This window comes from Streptomyces sp. NPDC031265 (assembly GCF_055570295.1).
Map to the genome: position 1 here is coordinate 390641 of NZ_JBVIHM010000001.1, position 15632 is coordinate 406272.

Annotated in this window: 16 protein-coding genes; 11 read left to right on the forward strand and 5 right to left on the reverse strand. The window is 71.9% G+C overall.

Annotated elements, in window-relative coordinates:
• Positions 1–282 precede the first annotated feature (282 nt).
• Both ACZ499_RS01855 and ACZ499_RS01860 read left to right on the forward strand, forming a co-directional pair.
• A complete protein-coding gene (locus ACZ499_RS01855; RefSeq protein WP_468408316.1) occupies positions 283–666 on the forward strand; it encodes a helix-turn-helix domain-containing protein in 384 nt (127 codons plus the stop codon).
• A gap of 13 nt (positions 667–679) precedes the next feature.
• Complete coding sequence (locus tag ACZ499_RS01860; protein WP_468671125.1) at positions 680–1195, forward strand: hypothetical protein; 516 nt, start codon at positions 680–682, stop codon at positions 1193–1195.
• 246 nt (positions 1196–1441) lie between these two features.
• Here the strand turns inward: ACZ499_RS01860 and ACZ499_RS01865 are convergent, their stop codons facing one another.
• Positions 1442–1900, reverse strand: a complete 459-nt coding sequence (locus ACZ499_RS01865) for a hypothetical protein (protein WP_468671128.1) — start codon at positions 1898–1900, stop codon at positions 1442–1444.
• A 35-nt stretch (positions 1901–1935) separates the two neighbouring features.
• Positions 1936–2862: a helix-turn-helix transcriptional regulator gene (locus ACZ499_RS01870; protein WP_468407930.1), complete on the reverse strand. Its 927-nt coding sequence runs from the start codon at positions 2860–2862 to the stop codon at positions 1936–1938.
• 398 nt (positions 2863–3260) lie between these two features.
• On the opposite strand from ACZ499_RS01870, the gene ACZ499_RS01875 reads away from it, so the two are divergent.
• Complete coding sequence (locus ACZ499_RS01875) at positions 3261–3581, forward strand: (2Fe-2S)-binding protein (protein WP_385548321.1); 321 nt, start codon at positions 3261–3263, stop codon at positions 3579–3581.
• Positions 3582–3700: 119 nt separating this feature from the next.
• Here the strand turns inward: ACZ499_RS01875 and ACZ499_RS01880 are convergent, their stop codons facing one another.
• Complete coding sequence (locus ACZ499_RS01880) at positions 3701–4147, reverse strand: pyridoxamine 5'-phosphate oxidase family protein (RefSeq protein ID WP_468671132.1); 447 nt, start codon at positions 4145–4147, stop codon at positions 3701–3703.
• A gap of 117 nt (positions 4148–4264) precedes the next feature.
• Here ACZ499_RS01880 and clpB point away from each other — a divergent pair, with 117 nt between their 5' ends.
• Positions 4265–6865, forward strand: a complete 2601-nt coding sequence (gene clpB / locus ACZ499_RS01885; protein WP_468671134.1) for an ATP-dependent chaperone ClpB — start codon at positions 4265–4267, stop codon at positions 6863–6865.
• A 114-nt stretch (positions 6866–6979) separates the two neighbouring features.
• Complete coding sequence (locus tag ACZ499_RS01890; RefSeq protein WP_385548329.1) at positions 6980–7528, forward strand: type III secretion system chaperone family protein; 549 nt, start codon at positions 6980–6982, stop codon at positions 7526–7528.
• A gap of 18 nt (positions 7529–7546) precedes the next feature.
• Here ACZ499_RS01890 and ACZ499_RS01895 read toward each other — a convergent pair whose 3' ends face one another.
• Both ACZ499_RS01895 and ACZ499_RS01900 read right to left on the reverse strand, forming a co-directional pair.
• Positions 7547–8683: a hypothetical protein gene (locus tag ACZ499_RS01895; RefSeq protein WP_468672064.1), complete on the reverse strand. Its 1137-nt coding sequence runs from the start codon at positions 8681–8683 to the stop codon at positions 7547–7549.
• Positions 8684–8783: 100 nt separating this feature from the next.
• A complete protein-coding gene (locus tag ACZ499_RS01900; RefSeq protein WP_468671137.1) occupies positions 8784–10001 on the reverse strand; it encodes a pyridoxal phosphate-dependent aminotransferase in 1218 nt (405 codons plus the stop codon).
• A gap of 102 nt (positions 10002–10103) precedes the next feature.
• Between ACZ499_RS01900 and ACZ499_RS01905 the strand changes: the two genes are divergently transcribed.
• From ACZ499_RS01905 to pyrE, 6 genes are all read left to right on the forward strand, one after another.
• A complete protein-coding gene (locus ACZ499_RS01905; RefSeq protein ID WP_468671139.1) occupies positions 10104–10355 on the forward strand; it encodes a hypothetical protein in 252 nt (83 codons plus the stop codon).
• A 449-nt stretch (positions 10356–10804) separates the two neighbouring features.
• Positions 10805–11329, forward strand: a complete 525-nt coding sequence (locus tag ACZ499_RS01910) for a DUF2617 family protein (protein ID WP_468671141.1) — start codon at positions 10805–10807, stop codon at positions 11327–11329.
• A 122-nt stretch (positions 11330–11451) separates the two neighbouring features.
• Positions 11452–13032: a polyamine aminopropyltransferase gene (locus tag ACZ499_RS01915; protein WP_468671143.1), complete on the forward strand. Its 1581-nt coding sequence runs from the start codon at positions 11452–11454 to the stop codon at positions 13030–13032.
• Between the two features lie 69 nt (positions 13033–13101).
• Positions 13102–13938 (forward strand): SRPBCC domain-containing protein, encoded by an 837-nt coding sequence (locus ACZ499_RS01920; RefSeq protein ID WP_468671145.1) that lies wholly within the window; start codon positions 13102–13104, stop codon positions 13936–13938.
• Between the two features lie 69 nt (positions 13939–14007).
• Positions 14008–14814 (forward strand): aldose epimerase family protein, encoded by an 807-nt coding sequence (locus tag ACZ499_RS01925; protein ID WP_385826638.1) that lies wholly within the window; start codon positions 14008–14010, stop codon positions 14812–14814.
• Between the two features lie 10 nt (positions 14815–14824).
• Positions 14825–15364 (forward strand): orotate phosphoribosyltransferase, encoded by a 540-nt coding sequence (pyrE, locus tag ACZ499_RS01930; protein WP_468407913.1) that lies wholly within the window; start codon positions 14825–14827, stop codon positions 15362–15364.
• The last annotated feature ends 268 nt before the right edge of the window (positions 15365–15632 follow it).

The following is a 15632-nucleotide window of genomic DNA, read 5'->3' on the forward strand; positions in this document are numbered from 1 at the left end:
TGCAAACCCCTCCCCACGTATGGGAACACGAGTTCGGCAAATTGCGAACGCGTGATCAGGGTGACACGGTGCGTGCGCGTACGCAAGCGACTCCTGCGTGCGAGCGCGCACCTACTGTCACGCGAGTGCGCCAGGAGTACGCTGTTCCCCGCGACGAGGGAGAGCGACCACATGGGTTCGAGCGCACGGGCCGGCGCCCGCAACGAGCAGGGCTACCGCGGCGACGGCGGCCGGAGCCACGCGGACGGGCTCGAAGAGTTCGCCACCTGGATAGAGCGCCTGATGCGGCTGCGTGACTACGACATCGACAGCCCGCGCGGCGGCGGCAAGTCGAAGCTCGCGGACGACGCCGGGGTCCACCGGGCCGCCGTGAGCAGGTTGTTGCAGCGCCAGAGCATGCCGGACCTGGAGACCATGCGCAGACTGGCGGCCGTGCTCGGCGTACCGCTGCGGGACATGCTCATCCGGTCCGGGCGGCTCTCCGAGGACGATCTGCCGATTGCCGTGACCCGGGGCGGGCAGGACGTGGATGGCCCTCAGCCGCTCAGTCCCGAGGAGGCCGCCCGCCGCATGGGGGTGCCTCCCGAGCTGCGGGAGCTCTTCGTACGCGTGACGAGGGCGTTCCTGCCGGAGAGCGGCGAGGGGGCCGGCAGCCCGGGGGTGTGAAGGGGGGCGGGGGATGGCGGACGACGACGGATCAGGGGTCGAACAGGACGGACTGGCCCAGCTGTTGGGCGGCCTGCTGATCGAGCTGGGCGAGAAGGTCCGGCGCGCCGGCCTCGACGGCGTACGCGTCCTCACCGACGACGAGCTCCAGCGCGAGCAGCTCCGCTGGTTCCAGGAGGGCTGGGAGGAGCACGCCCGCGTCAGCCGCCGGGCGGCTGCGGCCGAGCCCGCCGGTGAGTGGGGCGACGACGGGCCGCAGCGGACGGGGCGCCCTCCGGAGGGGGACGCGTACCCCGGTGGCGACGGCGGGCGGGGCGCGGCCGGGCATCCCGAGACCGGTCAACCACCCGCGCCGGGGCGGCTGTTGCAGTTCCCGCAGTCCCCCGACGGCCGCCCCGCGCACCCCCTCCCGATCGTCGGCACCGGCGAGGCGCGCGGCAAGGACCTGATGCCGCACCGGCCGCGCGGGCGCGTGCGTGGCCGAGCCACGGACGACGAGGAGCCACCTGGGAGCCACCCGCACGTATAGGCGGTCCCGGGGTTTCGTCTGCGGACCGTGGTGGGTTGCTCGCGCAGTTCCCCGCGCCCCTAAGAATGCGCCCCTGCGGGGCGCCCAGGGCATGCCGCGCAGCGGCATTTCAGGGGCGCGGGGCTGTGACATTTGCGGCTCCGCCGCGATGGGGGTCCCCCCTGTTCGAGCGAAGCCGAGAACTTGGGGGAGCGACCAGCCACAGGCGGCCCGCAGACGAACCCCGGGCCAAAAAGGGGCGCGCGCTCAGTCCAGCAGGTCCGCCCCGATGTCGATCGCCGTCATCCACATCGGCTGCGCCCCCGTGCCGAACGCGGCGGCCAGCGCGTATCCGACGCTCACGTCCAGCGGCAGCACCTTCGCGCCCTCGCGCCACTCCGCGTCCACGCGCCCGTCCCCGTCACACCGGAGCGTGCCGAGGCGGCGGCCCTCGCGCAGCAGGCGGCTGCCGGCCGGCGAGTCGGGGACGAGCCGGTAGCGGACGGCGCCGCAGACCGCGTCGACCCGGTAGGAGCGCCGGGTCAGCCGCCCCCCGGCCGGGTCGAGACCGGCCGGTTCGCCGTCGACGGTGAGCGCCAGCCGGTCGGCGGCGCGGGTGCCGACCGGCGTGTGCGCGTCCGGCTCGCCGCCGGTGCGGCGCAGCTCGACGCGGGGGAGACCGTCGCCGGAGACGGTGACGGCACCGGCGACGGGGTCGAACTCCACGAGCGGCTCTTCGGGCTCGTGGGTGGGAAGCGCGTTCAGTTGTCCTGCTCCAGGATTCCGGACTGGGCGATGAGATAGCCGAGCTGGGCGCGACTGCCGCTGCCGAGGGCGGCGTTCAGCTTGGCGATGTGCGCGCGGCAGGTACGTACGTTCATGCCGAGCCGGCGTGCGATCGAGTCGTCCACGTGCCCCTCCACCAGGAGCTTGGCGATGGAGCGCTGGACGCCCGTGATGCCCTCCGCCTTCTGGGCGTACGGGACTTCCTCCTCCCACGGCACCGCGTGCAGCCAGAACTGGTCGAAGACGCCGACCAGATACTGCACCAGGCCCTCGTGCCGCAGTTCGAGCGCGACCCGGCGGTCGCTGCGCGCGGGGATGAAGGCGACCCGGCGGTCCACGATGATCAGCCGGTCGATGATCTCTTCCAGCGTGCGGACCTCAAGCCCGTACGGCGCGATGCGCTCCACGTATCCGATCGTCGCGGAGTGGTGGCGGGAGGTGTGCTGATAGAGGGTGCGCATGTCGACGCCCCGGTCGAGCAGCGGCTGGACCCGGCGCAGGCCCGACTCCAGGGTCTCGGGTCTGCGCCCGCTGCCGGGCTGGATGGTGAGCAGCTCCTTGGTGCACTCGTCGATGACGCGGTCCAGCGTCGCGTTGATGAGTTCGAGCCCCTCAAGGACCGTGATCGCATGGGTGCTTGCCGCGTCTTCGCTGGTGATGGCCATGAATGGCTCGAAAGTACTGGCCAGCGACATCGACAGCTTCCTGCGCTCCTGGATCTCGCGTTCGAGCGGCTGCACGAGCTGGTTCAGGACGACCGAGGGAGGGACCGGCCGCAGCTGCTCCGCGTCCTCCGCATCGGGCCGCAGCAGCGCGAGATCGATGAGACAGGGAGCGGCCTGGGCTTCCGTGCGAGTTATTCCGCCGGTACGCAACGCGGTGCCGTAGAGGGTCTTGCCCATCTCGCACAGGTCTGTAGGGCCATGACTATGTCCGAAGTGCCCCTGATACAACCGGATTACACCCCCCTCATACTCCTGAATTACAGGAACATGATGCCTGGCCTCGCTGGTGGAAGCGCTCAGAGTGAGCCATCGTCTTATGCGCGGGGGGAGGGAATGATCATAAAGAGGTGGAGATCGGCCATGAGCAGGATGGTTCGAGCACTTAGCGCTATAGCCGTTGTCACGGCTGCTCTTTGCGCTCTCGCCGCGAGTGGGGAACCCACGTGGGAGAGCAAGCCGTCCCACGGAACCGTAGCGGCTCCGGGAGAGCCCACCTGGGAGCACAAGCCGGTGACGCGGGTCCTGGCTTCTCCGGGTGAGCCCACCTGGGAGGTCGCGCCCGCGGGTGTCGGCGCATGAGCCTCCCGCCGGACGACCGGGTCTTCCGGCGCGAGATGGCCACGGCCTACCGCTCGGGGTGGCACTTCATCGACCTCGTCACGGCTATTCCCCATAGCGGCGATTCGTTGATGGTCACCCTGTTCGGCGAGCCGATCCTGGTCGCGCGTGAGGACGACGAGGACGTCCGTGCCTACCGGTGCCTCCGCCGGCCACGAGGGGCGCCGCAGCCGATTCGCTGTGCCGTGCGGTACGGCATGGTGTTCGTCAATCTGGACCAGCGTGACCACCAACTGTTCGACCCCGAGTCATCTACCGCCACCCCCCGCAGCGCCTGAAGCGATTCCCCCGTCGTTGTAAATCGCTCAGGCGCTTCCCCCACACAGCGGCGCCATCGTGGACCTGAACACGGTGGCGCCGCTGTGCTGCGCGCGCACGCACGCAGCGGCGCCCGCGCTCAGCCCTTGCCCATCGCCCGCTCCAGGACGATCTCGATCAGCACCCGGTCCGGGTTCTCGCGCGGCACCCGCCCGTACCGCTCGGCGTACCGCGCCACCGCCTCGGCGATCGGCCCCGGCTCCGTACGTACGTGAGCCCGGCCCTCAAGCGTGGCCCAGCGGCGCCCGTCCACCTGGCACACCGCCACACGCGCCCCCTCCGCCCCGGCGGCCAGCACGTTCGCGACCTTCTTGCTCGACCTGTTGGCGATCACCCGCGCGACCCCGGCCTCCGGGTCGTACGTGACCCCCACCGGCACCAGGTGCGGGCTGCCGTCCGGGCGCGGGGTCGTCAGCGTGCACAAGTGCCGCTCGCGCCAGAAGCTGAGGTAGGCCGGATCGGGCTGCCGGGGGTCCAGAGGGGTCCGGGTGCGGGGGGCCTGGGTGGCGGCCGTGTCCGTGGTCATGCGCGGAAATCTACGCCGAACCCGGTCCCCGTACCTTGAGCGGAATCGGCTCAACTTTATGTACGCTGGACGGGTCATGAAGTTCAGGACCCCTACGCCGAGGAGGAGAGACCGCACGTGGACGCCGAGCTGACCAACAAGAGCCGGGACGCGATCAACGCGGCCAGTAACCGGGCCGTGTCCGACGGACACCCGGACCTGACGGCCGCGCATCTGCTCCTCGCCCTCCTGACGGGCGAGGAGAACGAGAACATCGTCGATCTGCTGGCGGCCGTCGACGCCGACCAGGCCGCCGTACGGTCCGGGGCGGAGCGGCTGCTCGCCGCGCTGCCCAGCGTGACCGGGTCCACGGTCGCCCCGCCCCAGCCCGACCGCGAACTGCTGGCCGTCATCGCCGACGCCGCGCAGCGCGCCAAGGAACTGGGCGACGACTTCCTCTCCACCGAGCACCTGCTCATCGGCCTCGCCGCCAAGGGCGGCCGGACCGGCGAGCTGCTCGCCCAGCAGGGCGCGACCGCGAAGAAGCTCCTTGAGGCATTCGAGACAGTACGAGGAGGACGGCGGGTGACAACCCCCGACCCCGAGGGCCAGTACAAGGCCCTGGAGAAGTTCGGCACGGACTTCACGGCCGCGGCCCGCGAGGGCAAGCTCGACCCGGTCATCGGCCGGGACCAGGAGATCCGCCGGGTGGTGCAGGTGCTCTCCCGGCGCACCAAGAACAACCCGGTGCTCATCGGTGAGCCCGGCGTCGGCAAGACCGCGGTCGTGGAGGGCCTGGCCCAGCGGATCGTGAAGGGCGACGTCCCGGAGTCCCTGAAGAACAAGCGGCTCGTCTCGCTGGACCTCGGCGCGATGGTGGCGGGGGCGAAGTACCGGGGCGAGTTCGAGGAGCGACTGAAGACCGTCCTCTCCGAGATCAAGGCGAGCGACGGCCAGATCGTCACGTTCATCGACGAGCTGCACACGGTCGTCGGCGCGGGCGCCGGCGGCGACTCGGCCATGGACGCGGGCAACATGCTCAAGCCGATGCTGGCCCGGGGCGAGCTGCGGATGGTGGGTGCGACGACGCTCGACGAGTACCGCGAGCGCATCGAGAAGGACCCCGCCCTGGAGCGCCGCTTCCAGCAGGTCCTGGTCGCGGAGCCCACGGTCGAGGACACCATCGCGATCCTGCGCGGCCTCAAGGGCCGGTACGAGGCGCACCACAAGGTGCAGATCGCGGACAGCGCGCTGGTGGCGGCCGCGACCCTGTCAGACCGCTACATCACCTCCCGCTTCCTGCCCGACAAGGCGATCGACCTGGTCGACGAGGCCGCCTCGCGCCTGCGCATGGAGATCGACTCCTCCCCCGTGGAGATCGACGAGCTCCAGCGGGCCGTGGACCGGCTGCGCATGGAGGAGCTGGCCCTCTCCAAGGAGACGGACGCGGCGAGCAAGGAGCGGATGGAGAAGATCCGCCGCGACCTCGCCGACAAGGAGGAGGAGCTGCGCGGCCTCACCGCCCGCTGGGAGAAGGAGAAGGAGGGCCTGAACCGGGTCGGTGAGCTCAAGGAGCGCCTCGACGACCTGCGCGGCCAGGCCGAGCGCGCCCAGCGCGACGGCGACTTCGACACCGCCTCCAAGCTGCTGTACGGCGAGATCCCGACCCTGGAGCGCGAGCTGGAGGAGGCGTCCGAGGCCGAGCAGGAGGCGTCCAAGGACACCATGGTCAAGGACGAGGTCGGCCCCGACGACATCGCCGACGTGGTCGGCGCCTGGACCGGCATTCCGGCCGGCCGCCTCCTGGAGGGCGAGACGCAGAAGCTGCTGCGCATGGAGGACGAGCTGGGCCGCCGGCTGATCGGCCAGGGCGAGGCGGTCCGCGCGGTCTCGGACGCGGTCCGCCGCACCAGGGCGGGCATCGCGGACCCCGACCGCCCGACGGGCTCGTTCCTCTTCCTCGGCCCGACGGGCGTGGGTAAAACAGAACTGGCCAAAGCACTGGCCGATTTCCTCTTCGACGACGAGCGGGCGATGGTCCGCATCGACATGTCGGAGTACGGCGAGAAGCACAGCGTGGCCCGCCTGGTCGGCGCCCCGCCCGGGTACGTGGGGTACGAGGAGGGCGGCCAGCTCACCGAGGCCGTCCGCCGCCGCCCGTACAGCGTGGTCCTGCTCGACGAGGTCGAGAAGGCGCACCCGGAGGTCTTCGACGTGCTCCTCCAGGTCCTCGACGACGGCCGTCTCACCGATGGCCAGGGCCGTACGGTCGACTTCCGCAACACGATCCTGGTGCTTACGTCGAACCTGGGCAGCCAGTATCTGGTAGAGCCGCTGACCAGCGCAGAAGAGAAGAAACGACAGGTCCTGGAGATGGTCCGGGCCTCCTTCAAGCCCGAGTTCCTGAACCGCCTGGACGACCTGGTGGTCTTCTCGGCCCTCACCAAGGACGAGCTGGCCCACATCGCGGAGCTCCAGATCGCCCGCCTGGCCAAGCGCCTGGCCGACCGCCGCCTCACCCTGGAGGTCACCCCCGAGGCCCTGGCCTGGCTGGCCGAGGAGGGCAACGACCCGGCCTACGGCGCCCGCCCCCTGCGCCGCCTCATCCAGACCGCCATCGGCGACCGCCTCGCCAAGGAGATCCTGGCGGGCGAGGTCAAGGACGGCGACACGGTCCGCGTCGACCGTTTCGGGGAGGGGCTGATCGTGGGCGCGGCGACCGGAAAGGACAGGCCCTGAACCGGCCCGCGCGCCGGGATTCGGTCAGCCGTCAGCGGATACCCGTGGCGGGGGTTGCCAGCCCCCGCCCGGCATGGGAGAGGATGACCGGAACCGTACGAAGGAAGATTCACGATGAGCATCGACCCGTCCTCGATTCCGAATTTCGGGGCTCAGCCCGGCCCGCAGCCCACCGGTGGACCGGCCGGGCCCGTCGTACCCGACCAGGATCTGGTAAAGCAGCTCCTGGAACAGATGGAGCTCAAGTACGTCGTGGACGACGAGGGCGACCTCGCCGCGCCGTGGGAGGAGTTCCGCACGTACTTCATGTTCCGTGGCGAGGACGACCAGCAGGTCTTCTCGGTGCGGACCTTCTACGACCGCCCGCACAGCATCGACGACAAGCTCGCGCTGCTGGAGACGATCGACGACTGGAACCGCCGCACCCTGTGGCCCAAGGTCTACACGCACACCCACGACGACGGCGCCGTCCGCCTCATCGGTGAGGCGCAGATGCTGATCGGCACCGGCGTCGCCCTTGAGCACTTCGTGTCGTCGACCGTCAGCTGGGTCCGCGCCTCGATCGAGTTCGACAAGTGGCTCGTGGAGCAGCTCGGCCTGGAGAAGGCCGCCGAGGAGGCCGAGGGCGACGACGAGGGCGACGCCCCCGGCGACGACGCCTGACGCCCGGCGCTCACGGCTTCACAGCGCCATCGGGGCCAGCGTCAGCAGATACGCCCCGTACGCGAACGACAGCCCGGCCAGGGCCGCGGTCACCGTGACCGCCGCCCTCGGCCGGGCTTTCGCCAGTGCGGCCGCCAGCGGCAGCAGCAGCGGGAAGGCGGGCAGCAGGAACCTCGGCTTGGACTCGAAGAACCCCGAGCCGCCGATCGTGATCAGGACCAGCACCGCCGTGTAGACGAGCACGGGCAGGGGCGGGCGCTCCAGCAGGAACAGGGTGAACAGGAGCAGGGCCGCCGCCGTGATCAGGAACGCCATCGTGTAGCCGAGGTCGTACGGCCCGGTCGCCAGCTTCCGTACGAAGCGCAGCGTCCCCCGGCCGAAGTCGAACCTCGACGTCCAGGCGGCCTGGACCGCGAAGTAGCCGCGCAGCGGATCACCTTTTCGGGCGCCGACCGACAGGACGTATCCGCACCAGCCGAGCGGCGCCGCCAGCCCCGCCGCCCACACCCGCCAGTCCCGCCGTACGCCCCGCCCGCCGCGCCACAGCGCCGCCGCGGCCGCCACCGTGACCGCCGACGCCACCGCGACCGCGTTGGGCCGCGAGAGGCCCGCCAGGGCCGCGAGGGCGCCCGCCCACAGCCAGCGCCGTTCCAGGAGCGCCCACAGCGACCAGGCGGCCAGCGCCGTCATCACCGGCTCGGTGTACGCCATGGACAGCACGATGGAGTGCGGCAGCAGGCCCCACAGCAGGACGAGAGCCGTTGCCGTGCGGCGGCCCGCCAGGCGGTCGCCGACCGCGTAGGTCCCCCAGGCCGCCGCGGCCGCCGCCGTCCAGGAGACCAGCAGCCCGGCCGTGCCGCCCGCCACCGGCAGGAACGTCGTCACCGCCCGCAGCAGGGTCGGGTAGAGGGGGAAGAACGCCAGGTCGCTCTGAACCACCCCGCCCGGCCAGTACAGCGTCCGCCCGTAGCCGTTCGCCGCGATCTTGATGTACCAGTCGGCGTCCCACGTCGTCGCGAGCAGCGCGCGCGGCGAGCGCCCCAGATGCCAGGCCCACCCGGCCAGGCACAGCATCCCGCTGAGCCGGACGGCGGCGAACAGCCCGAGCGCGGGGGCCGCCCGGCGCAGCGCGGTCAGCCGGCGCGGCGTGGACAGGGCGGTGCCGGACCGGCGTACGAGGGCGGTGATCTCGGCGGACAGGGTGCACCTCCGGGCGCGCGCGTAGTCGGTCCCGTGGGCCTGCCGGTCCGCGAGCTCAGCCCGCGAGCGCCTTCAGCCGGGAGACGGCCTCTTCCAGCACACTCTCCCTCTTGCAGAAGGCAAATCGGACGAAAGGCGCGCCCGCGTCCCGGTGGTCGTAGAAGACGGCGTTGGGAATCGCCACCACCCCGCAGCGCTCCGGCAGCGCCCGGCAGAAGGCGAAGCCGTCGCCGCCGTGTGAGAGCTCCTCGCCCAGCGGGCGGATGTCGGTGGTGACGAAGTACGTGCCCGCCGGGCGGTACACCGCGAAGCCCGCCGCCGCCAGGCCCTCGCTCAGCAGGTCCCGCTTGCCCCGCAGTTCGTCGCGCATCCCGTCGGTGTACGCGTCCGGCAGCCGCAGCGCCTCGGCGACCGCGTACTGGAAGGGCCCGGAGGCCACGTACGTCAGGAACTGCTTGGCCGAGCGGACGGCCGCGACCAGCTCGGGCGCACCGGTGGCCCAACCGACCTTCCAGCCGGTGAACGAGAACGTCTTGCCCGCCGAGCCGATCGTGAGTGTGCGCCCGCGCATCCCCGGCAGCGTCGCCAGCGGCACGTGCTCGCCGTCGAAGACCAGGTGCTCGTACACCTCGTCGGTCACCACCAGCAGGTCCCGCTCGCACGCCAGCTCCGCCACCGCCGTCAGCTCCGCGCGCGTGAGCACGGTTCCGGTGGGGTTGTGCGGGGTGTTGAGCAGGATGAGGCGGGTGCGCGGGGTGACGGCGGCGCGCAGCTCGTCGAGGTCGAGCACGAAGCGCCGCTGCCCGCCGTCGACGGTCTCGGGGCGCAGCGTCACCGGGACGCGGGTGCCGCCCGCCATGGCGATGCACGCCGCGTACGAGTCGTAGTACGGCTCCAGGGCGATCACCTCGTCCCCCGGCTCCACCAGGGCGAGCAGCGCGGCCGCGATCGCCTCGGTGGCGCCCGCCGTCACCAGCACCTCGCGGTCCGGGTCGAACGCGAGCCCGTAGCGCCGCAACTGGTGGTCCGCGATCGCCGTGCGCAGCTCGGGCACGCCCGGGCCCGGCGGGTACTGGTTGCCCCGCCCGTCGCGCAGGGCCCGCACGGCGGCCTCGCGCACCTCCTCGGGGCCGTCGGTGTCGGGGAAGCCCTGGCCGAGGTTGATGGCTCCGGTGGACGCCGCGAGGGCGGACATCTCGGCGAAGATCGTGGTGCCGAACTCGGCGAGGCGGCGGTTGAGGAGAGGGCGCGCGCTGGAGGTCATGGCCGCCATCCTGCGCGGAACCTCTGGAGTTGCTCAAGTCTGCTTTCGCTTCCGGTGGCGGGGGGCATCCCCCTGTCACATACGGGAGAAGGACGAAGGACGGTGGGGGAGATGGGATATGTCATCGGGGCGGCTTTCCTGGTAACGGTCTGGTTCCTCGCGGACAAGATCTCCAGTCGGCGCCGGCGCCGGGGCCGGGCGCGGTCGTGGTCGTCCGGGGCGGGCGGCTCGTCCGGTTCCTGGTGGGCCGGTGACGGCGGCAGCAGCGGCGGCCACCACGGCGGCCACTCGTGCGGCGGTGGCCACTCCTCCTGCGGGGGCGGTTCGTCCTGCGGGGGCGGCGGCTGCGGCGGCTCCAGCTGACGGTTCACAGAAGCCTCGGCCGACGGATCGCAGAGGCCTCACCTGACGGTTCGGACAAGCTCCGGCCGACCGGTTGGAAGACCCTCCGGCCGACCGGTTCGCGGGAGTACGGCTGACCGTTCGCGGCGGTCGCGGCTGACACGGGGCAGCCGATTCCGTCCGCACGCCCCTTCCGCGCGCCCGGTGGGTCAACACCCGCCGGGCGCCTTCGTGCGCACCCTCCGGTTGAACAGTTGAACCGTGTTGCATCCCAGGGGATGGAAACCACGTCAAGTTGGGTAAAAACGCTGTGGGCGCCGCGCACTTCATGGTTCCCTCGCTGTTGAGGAACGCAGTCCACGGACCCCCCGCCGGGCGGACCTGAGCAGGCGGTCCCCCCTTCCCTCGCACCGGTTCCGGGGTGACCCCGGTCGTCCACCCTCCCCATGTGTGTTTTGCGGAGCCCACCCATGCTCACGACTCTCAAGACCGTCTACACCGACACGCGTGCCAGTGACCTCGCCTGGGCTCTGGGCCGGGAGCCGCTGCCCGCGCTGGCCGTCCTCGACCTCGAACTCTCCGGCGCCAAACTCCAGTTGAGACTTCTCGGTGCCTCCCACCAGGTGCTCCTCGAAGAGGAGCAGGGCTCCTGTTCGGAGACCGTCGCCTGTATGCCCGGCAGCAGCACACCGCTGCCCCTCGGGGTGGCGAAACGTCTCGGGGAGTGGGAATACGAGTTCGCCGCGCGGGTGGAGACGTTGTCCGGGGGCTCGTTCGCGGGGCGCGCCCAGGAGCTCCTCGCGCTGGTCGCGGACCACCCCAACGGCCTTGCGGGGACGTTTCCCGGCTCGCCGCACGCGTTCACCGCGATGATCGCGCAGCGCTGCGAGGGCCAGGTGCGCTGGCGGACCTGGCACGCGTACCCGCAGGAAGGGCAGTTGGTGGTGACCCGTACGAGGGTCGGTGTCGGAATGGCGGCACCCGTCGGGCACTGAGAATGCGTGCAGGCAGGAGGGGGTGTACCGCCACTGGGAGGGCCGTAATTCCCTCCGCAGTGCGCTAGTTGCACTCTTGTGGGTGACAAGATGTCAGTGAGTCGTGACGTAGCGTTCCCATCATGATCGAACCGTCTGTGTCCGTCCTGCCCTGTGGCATCCCGCCGCCGGCACACCGGCGCAGCACCGCGCGGTTCATCGTGCTCGGCACCGTGTTCATCTGCGCGGCCTGCGGACTCGTGTATGAACTCGAACTAGTCGCCCTCGCCTCGTACTTGATCGGCGACTCGGTCACCCAGGCCTCCGTCGTGCTGTCCGTGATGGTCTTCGCCATGGGCATCGGCTCCCTGCTCGCCAAACGGCTGCGGCTGCACGCAGCCGTCGGCTTCGGCCTCATCGAGGCGGCCCTCGCCCTGGTCGGCGGCTGCTCGGCGATGGTGCTGTACGCGACGTTCGCCTGGTTCGGCGGCGCGAGGTACGCACTCGTGGCGTTCTCGCTCGGGATCGGCGTGCTCATCGGCGCGGAGATTCCACTCCTGATGACCCTGATCCAGCGGGTCTCCCGGCAGGACCCCGGCGGCACGGTCGCGGACCTGTTCGCCGCCGACTACGTGGGAGCGCTCGTCGGCGGCCTCGCCTTCCCCTTCCTCCTGCTGCCGCTGCTCGGCCAGTTGACGGGAGCGCTGCTGACCGGCGCGGTCAACGCGGTCGCGGGCGGCGCGCTGGTGCTGTGGCTGTTCCGGCGCGATCTGACGCCCCGCGCGCGATGGTGGCTGTTCGCGGCGAACGTGCTGGTCCTCGCGGTCCTGGCGACGACGACCGCTCTGGTCGGCGCCTTCGAGCAGGCGGCGCGGCGCGCGGTGTACGGGGGACAGGTGCGGGTCGCGGTGCAGACCGGGGTGCAGGAGATCGTCCTCACCGGCAGCCGCACCGGACACGGCCCCGGCGGCCCGCTCGACCTCTTCCTCGACGGCCGGCTGCGCGTCAGCGGCCGCGACGAGCACCGCTACCACTCGGCGCTCATGGGCCCCGCGATGGACTCGGGCCCGTACGGGCGGGTGCTGATCCTGGGCGGCGGGGACGGCCTCGCCGCGCGCGAGGCGCTGCGCCACCCGGGCGTGCGCTCGGTGACCCTGGTCGAACTCGACGCGGGCGTCGTCGACCTGGCGCGCCACGACCCGGCCCTGTCGGCGCTGAACGGCCATGCGTACGAGGACCGGCGGGTGCGGCCGGTGGTCGCGGACGCGTTCGGCTGGCTGCGGGGGCCGGGGCGGTCGGCCGGTCCGTTCGACGTGGTGGTCTCCGATCTGCCGGACCCGGGCATCACCCCGAGCACCAAGCTCTACTCGGAGGAGTTCTTCGGCCTCGCCGCGCGGGTGCTGGCGCCGGGCGGGCGGATCGTGGTGCACGCGGGCCCGGTCGCGACGCGGGCGCACACGTACTGGACGGTGGAGTCGACGGTACGGGCGGCGGGCCTGCGGACCGTGCCGTACCGCGCGACGGGCCGCCTCACGGGCTTCACGGCGGGCCCCGACCGCGCCTCGGAAGCCACGAAGTCCCCGCACGACTGGGGCTTCGTCCTGGCCTCGCCGTCCGGCCCCCCGGGAGCCCCGCTCGCCCCCGAGCTGGAGCCCCTGGCGGACGAGCGCCCCCGCGACGAGCTGCCCCCGTCGACGCTGGTGCACCCGCGCTATACGGGATGAGAGGGGTTCGGCACGGGTCGGCGGGGCGTTTGCGCAGACGGGACGGCCACCCCTGAGTAGGCTCGTTTCATGGAGCATGAGGTGTTCGTTCCGGTTGAGGTCCAGTCACTCCGCCAGACGCTGCGGGACCCGGCGAGGGTCGCCTGCTGCGTCCCCGGCCTGCAGCAGGACGCGGGCGAGCCACCGGTGGCCGGGCGGCTGAAGCTCCGCGTCGAGGGACACACGATCACCTACCGGGGCACGCTGCGGATCACCGAGCTCGACGAGGACACGTTCGGCGTGGAGGCGCAGGGCACGGAGGTGCGCGGCACGGGCGCGGCGAAGTTCTCCCTCACCCTCCGCCTGGCCCCCGAGCCCAAGGGCACCCGCCTGTCCTTCACCGGCACGGCCACGGCGGACGGCCGCGTGGCCACGGCGACCCCGGAAGGCGCCCGGGCCTCGGCCTCCCGCCTGCTGGACCGCTTCGGCGCGGCGCTCGCCGCGGACACGAAAGGCGCGGGGAAGGGAGCCGGGGGCGCGCCCGAGGCGGACGCCACGGCGCCCGCGGCGGAGCCGACCGGGCCCACCACGTCCGGGTCCGGTTCCGGCACGCCCGAAAAGGGCGCCGGCCACTCCGTCTTCGACGCCGTCGTTCCGCCCCCCGCGCTCGACCCGCTCGCGGAGGGGGAGTTCGATCTTCCCGGGGACGCGGACTACGTACCCGCCGAGGCCGCGCACGCGCGGCGGACCATGATCGGGCGCAGTGCCGAGGAGGTCGACCACGCGCCGCCGCGCGGGCGGTACGCGCCCGTGCCCGCCCCGGTGGGTGTCGGTGCGGGGGCCACCCTGCGCTGGGTCGCTCCGGCCGCGGCCCTCGCGCTCGCCTCCGCCGTGGTGGTCGGCCGCGTGCTGCGCCGCCGCCGCTGACCCCACCACTCCGGCCAACACGGCGGCGCGCGCGTCGGCGCGTGCGGTGACGCAAGTAGTGTCGGGGGCGTGAGTAGCGAGAAGAGTGTCCGGCTGGCGGCCGGCGACGTCGAGTTGACGGTCCGTCCGGACATCGGATGCCGGATCGAAAGCCTCCGTATCGGCGGTACGGAGGTGCTGCGCCAGGGCGAGCACTACGGCTCGTTCCCGATGGTCCCCTGGTGCGGGCGCATCGAGCGCGGCGAGTTCCGCAACGGCGGCACCAAGCACCAGCTGCCGCTGAACTCCCCGCCGCACGCCATCCACGGCACCGGCCGCGACACCGCCTGGAAGCGCGTCCGCACCGGCGCGACCGAGTCCGGCCACGCCGAGGCCCACTTCACGTACGACCTGGCCGACCCCTGGCCGTACACCGGCCGCGTCACGCAGATCTTCGAGCTGTCCGAGAACGCGCTGACGCTCACCATGGGCGTCGAGACGTACGGCGACTCCTTCCCCGCGCAGGTCGGCTGGCACCCCTGGTTCCGGCGCAGCCTCGGCGGCGAGGACGTACGGCTCGGGTTCACCCCCGCCTGGCAGGAGGAGCGCGGCGACGACCACCTGCCGACCGGCCGCCGTATCGACCCGCTGCCCGGTCCGTGGGACGACTGCTTCGGCATGCCCGACGGCGTCGACGTCACCCTCACCTGGCCGGAGCAGCTGGAGCTGAAGGTGGCCAGCCGCAGCGAGTGGGTGGTCGTCTACGACGAGCAGGCGGAGGCGGTGTGCGTGGAGCCCCAGTCCGGCCCGCCCAACGGCCTCAACACGCTCCCGAGGCTGGTGACGCCGGTGGACCCGCTGGAGCTCGCGACGACCTGGAGCTGGCGGCGCCTCTAAGCTGGCGGACATGACTGACGTACGCGCTGACCTGCTCCAGCAGATCAAGGACAAGGCCGTGGTGCACGGCAAGGTGACCCTCTCGTCGGGTCGGGAAGCCGACTACTACATCGACCTGCGCCGGATCACCCTGGACGGCGAGGCCGCGCCGCTGGTCGGTCAGGTCATGCTCGACCTCACCGCCGACCTGGACTTCGACTGCGTGGGCGGCCTGACCCTCGGCGCCGACCCGGTGGCGACGTCGATGCTGCACGCCTCGGCCGCGCGCGGGCAGCGCCTGGACGCCTTCGTCGTGCGCAAGGCGCAGAAGGCGCACGGCATGCAGCGCCGCATCGAGGGCACGGACGTCAAGGGCCGCCGCTGCCTGGTGGTCGAGGACACCTCCACCACCGGCGGCTCGCCGCTGACGGCCGTCGAGGCGGTGCGCGAGGCGGGCGGCGAGGTCGTCGCCGTGGCCACGATCGTCGACCGGGGCGCGGCCGATGCGATCGCCGAGGCGGGCCTGACCTACCTCACGGGGTACCAGCTGGGAGACCTGGGCCTGGCGTAACAGGTGAAATGCCCGGACTGTCACCGCGGCCGTAACCGCTCCGGGGGACCCGGCAAGCTCGCCTGACGGGCACTCCGAAAGTGGTGCCCCAGGTCCCCGAGCCCTCTTATACCGGCTCTGACCTGTGCTTTCCCCGAGGGGGGGGGTGTTTTGCGTGGAAAAGACGCCCCCCCCTCCGTCCGCAAGGTGGAGGCAGGCGAAGAGGCTGGGAAAAGGGGCAACGGCGAGGGAGTCGTCCCCAAGTCAGGGCCAGCACACCTCGCGCCCC

Excerpts from the sequence above, each read along its gene's own strand:
- ACZ499_RS01855 (WP_468408316.1), top strand. The coding sequence starts at position 283 with ATGCGGCTGCGTGACTACGACATCGACAGCCCGCGCGGCGGCGGCAAG.
- ACZ499_RS01860 (WP_468671125.1), top strand. The coding sequence starts at position 680 with ATGGCGGACGACGACGGATCAGGGGTCGAACAGGACGGACTGGCCCAG.
- ACZ499_RS01870 (WP_468407930.1), bottom strand. The coding sequence starts at position 2,862 with ATGGGCAAGACCCTCTACGGCACCGCGTTGCGTACCGGCGGAATAACT.
- ACZ499_RS01875 (WP_385548321.1), top strand. The coding sequence starts at position 3,261 with ATGAGCCTCCCGCCGGACGACCGGGTCTTCCGGCGCGAGATGGCCACG.
- ACZ499_RS01880 (WP_468671132.1), bottom strand. The coding sequence starts at position 4,147 with ATGACCACGGACACGGCCGCCACCCAGGCCCCCCGCACCCGGACCCCT.
- ACZ499_RS01890 (WP_385548329.1), top strand. The coding sequence starts at position 6,980 with ATGAGCATCGACCCGTCCTCGATTCCGAATTTCGGGGCTCAGCCCGGC.
- ACZ499_RS01900 (WP_468671137.1), bottom strand. The coding sequence starts at position 10,001 with ATGGCGGCCATGACCTCCAGCGCGCGCCCTCTCCTCAACCGCCGCCTC.
- ACZ499_RS01905 (WP_468671139.1), top strand. The coding sequence starts at position 10,104 with ATGGGATATGTCATCGGGGCGGCTTTCCTGGTAACGGTCTGGTTCCTC.
- ACZ499_RS01910 (WP_468671141.1), top strand. The coding sequence starts at position 10,805 with ATGCTCACGACTCTCAAGACCGTCTACACCGACACGCGTGCCAGTGAC.
- ACZ499_RS01915 (WP_468671143.1), top strand. The coding sequence starts at position 11,452 with ATGATCGAACCGTCTGTGTCCGTCCTGCCCTGTGGCATCCCGCCGCCG.
- ACZ499_RS01920 (WP_468671145.1), top strand. The coding sequence starts at position 13,102 with ATGGAGCATGAGGTGTTCGTTCCGGTTGAGGTCCAGTCACTCCGCCAG.
- pyrE (WP_468407913.1), top strand. The coding sequence starts at position 14,825 with ATGACTGACGTACGCGCTGACCTGCTCCAGCAGATCAAGGACAAGGCC.